Source organism: Streptomyces sp. NPDC093586, from assembly GCF_044764905.1.
Classification (GTDB): Bacteria; Actinomycetota; Actinomycetes; order Streptomycetales; family Streptomycetaceae; genus Streptomyces.
Map to the genome: position 1 here is coordinate 1 of NZ_JBIWJA010000093.1, position 2,938 is coordinate 2,938.

Here is a 2,938-nt window from a genome sequence, read left to right on the forward strand (position 1 = left end):
ATCACCCAGCGGCACGGCGGGACCAGCCACGCCACCGCCCACCGCCACCAGGCCGACACCACCGACCTGCTCACCTCATGGGTCCACGCCGGACTGACCCGGGGCGACGCGTGGCCGTGGGACCGGGTCGTCCCGCGCACACCCGTGGAAGCCACGCTCCCCACCTACGCCTTCGACCGCGAGCGCTACTGGCACGCCGCCCCCGCCGGCACCGCGGCCGATCCGTCGGCCTGGGGCGTCGACGGCCTGGACCACCCGTGGCTCACACTGGCCGCCCCCCTCGCCGGCGAGGACGGGCTGCTCCTCACCGGCAGGATCGACGCCGCCGCCGCCGGACAGCGCTGGCTGAACGACCACCGGGTGTTCGACACCGTGCTCCTGCCCGGCACCGGGATCCTCGACCTGGTCCTCACCGCCGCCGAACACGTGGGCGCCACCGGGATCGACACCCTCACCCTGACCGCCCCCCTCGTCCTCCCCGGAACCGGCGGGCTCCGTGTCCAGGTCGCGGTCACCGGCGTCGACGCCGACGGCTGCCGCCAGGCCACCGTGCACACCCACCCCGGCCCCGACACCCACCCCGACACCCCCTGGACCACCCACGCCACCGCCCGGCTCACCCACCGGACGGTCGGCGCCACCGACGGCGACGGGTTCCGGGAACTGCGCGAGTGGCCGGTCGCGGGCAGCACGCCGGTGGACCTGGAGGGGTTCTACGACCGGCTGCGCGAGCGCGGCATCGACTACGGACCCGCCTTCCAGGGCCTGGTGGAGCTCTACCGCAGCGGCGACACCGCCTACGCCGTGGTCCGTCTGCCCGAGGCCGCGGCCGGGAACGCGGCGGCGAGCGGCTTCGCGGTGCATCCGGCACTGCTGGACGCCGCCCTGCACGCGATCTCCGTGCCGGACTCCGACACGGGACCGGTCTCGCTCCCCTTCGAGTGGACCGGTACGGAGGTGTACGCCACCGGTGCGACCGAACTCCGGGTCCGGATCGAGCGGGATCCCGGACACTCCGAGGCGGTCCGGCTGTGGATGGCCGACGCCCACGGCGAGCCCGTGGCCTACGCGGACGCGCTCGTCCTGCGCACGGCGACCGCACAGCAGCTGCACCGGAGCACCCCGGGCCACCTCTACCGCGTCGAGTTCCGGCCTCCCCGGACGACCCGCGAGGCACACGCCGAGACCTGGGTCCTCGGCGGTTGCGGCGACCTCGCGCCCGTGGCCGGCGGACGACCCGTCAGCGGCGTGGACGCGCTGTACGCCCGGCTCGACGCCGGCGAGGAGGCCCCGGCACGGCTCGTCCTCGACCACACCGCGGACACCGCGCGGGACCCGGACGGCCTGGCGGAGGCGGTGCGGGAGGCCGCCTCGGCCGCGCTGCACGAGCTGCAGAGCCTGCTGGCCGACCCCCGGCTGGACGGAACCGAACTGGTCTGGGTGACCCGCCAGGCCGTGGCGGCCGAACCGGGACAGGGCGCGGACGGCATCGTCCACGCCGCCCTGTGGGGTCTGGTCCGCGCCGCGCGCGCCGAGTACCCGCAGCGTTCGCTGCGTCTGGTGGACATCGGTTCCGCGGCCGAGGACGAAGCCGCACTCGCCCGGGCCGTGTCCGTGACGGACGAGCCCGAGATCGCGGTACGCGCGGGAGAGGTCCGGGTCGCGCGGCTGGTCGCGGTCGATCCGGAGCCGGACGACGCCACCGCCGGGACCCCGGTGCTGCGGGGAACGGCATTGATCACCGGAGGCACCGGTGAGCTGGGCAGGGAGCTCGCCCGTCACCTGGTGCGCACGCGCGGCGTACGGCGTCTCGTGCTGACCTCGCGCCGCGGTGACCAGGCCCCGGGGGCCGCCGGTCTCGCCGCCGAACTCACTCGGGCCGGGGCCGACAGCGTGCGGATCGCGGCCTGTGACGTCACCGACGGGGAAGCCCTCGCCGGTCTGATCGGCTCCATCGACGACCTGGACTCGGTGTGGCACCTGGCCGGCGTGCTCGACGACGGCCTGCTGCCGGACCAGAACACCGAGCGGCTGGAACGCGTCCTCGCCCCGAAGCTGGACGCCGCCCTGCACCTGCACGAACTCACCCGCGAGCACACGCTGTCCGAGTTCGTCGTGTTCTCCTCGCTCGCCGGAGTGTTCGGAAGCCCCGGCCAGAGCACGTACGCCGCGGGCAACGCGTTCCTCGACGCCTTCGCCGGATGGCGGGTGCACGCGGGCCTGCCCGCCAGGAGCCTGTCCTGGGGACTGTGGGAGCAGGCGGGTCTGGGGCTGACCGCGCACCTCGGCCAGGCCGAGCTGGCCCGGATCCGGCGCATGGGCATCGAGCCGCTGTCCGTGGACGAGGGACTGCGGGCTCTGGACGCGGCCCTGGCGGCGCGGCCGGGACACCTGGTTCCCGTCCGCCTCGTCCCGGCCGCGCTGCGCCGCGGCCGGGACGAGGTGCCGGCGGTCCTGCGCGGCATGGCCCGGCCGCGCCTGCGGCGGGCGAACACCGCCGAGGCCCCGTCGGGCCTGCGCGGCAGGCTCGCGGCGATGTCGCCCGACCAGCGCCGGGAGTCGCTGACGCTGCTGGTGCGGTCGGCGGCGGCGGGCGTGCTCGGCCTTCCGGACGAGGGTGCGGTGCCGGCCCGGCAGGCACTCAGGGATCTCGGCCTCGACTCGCTGATGGCCGTGGAACTGCGGCGCCGGATCGCGCAGGAGACCGAGGTCTCCCTGCCCGCGACGTTGGCGTTCGACCATCCGACCCCGGCCGCCATGGCCGCGTTCCTCCTGGAACGGATGGACCTGACACAGTCGGTGCAGCCCGCACGGACCCGCGTACGCACCGAGGACGAGGACGACGATCCGGTCGCGATCGTGTCGATGGCGTGCCGGCTGCCGGGTGGTGTGGGGACTCCGGAGGAGTTCTGGGAGCTGTTGTCCTCGGGCGGGGACG

At 75.3% G+C, this 2,938-nt stretch carries 1 protein-coding gene; it reads left to right on the forward strand.

Annotated features, from left to right (window positions below; all coding sequences use genetic code 11):
- Positions 1-2,938: SDR family NAD(P)-dependent oxidoreductase (locus ACIRFH_RS36485; RefSeq protein WP_403530873.1), on the forward strand; the 2,938-nt coding region annotated here is incomplete at both ends.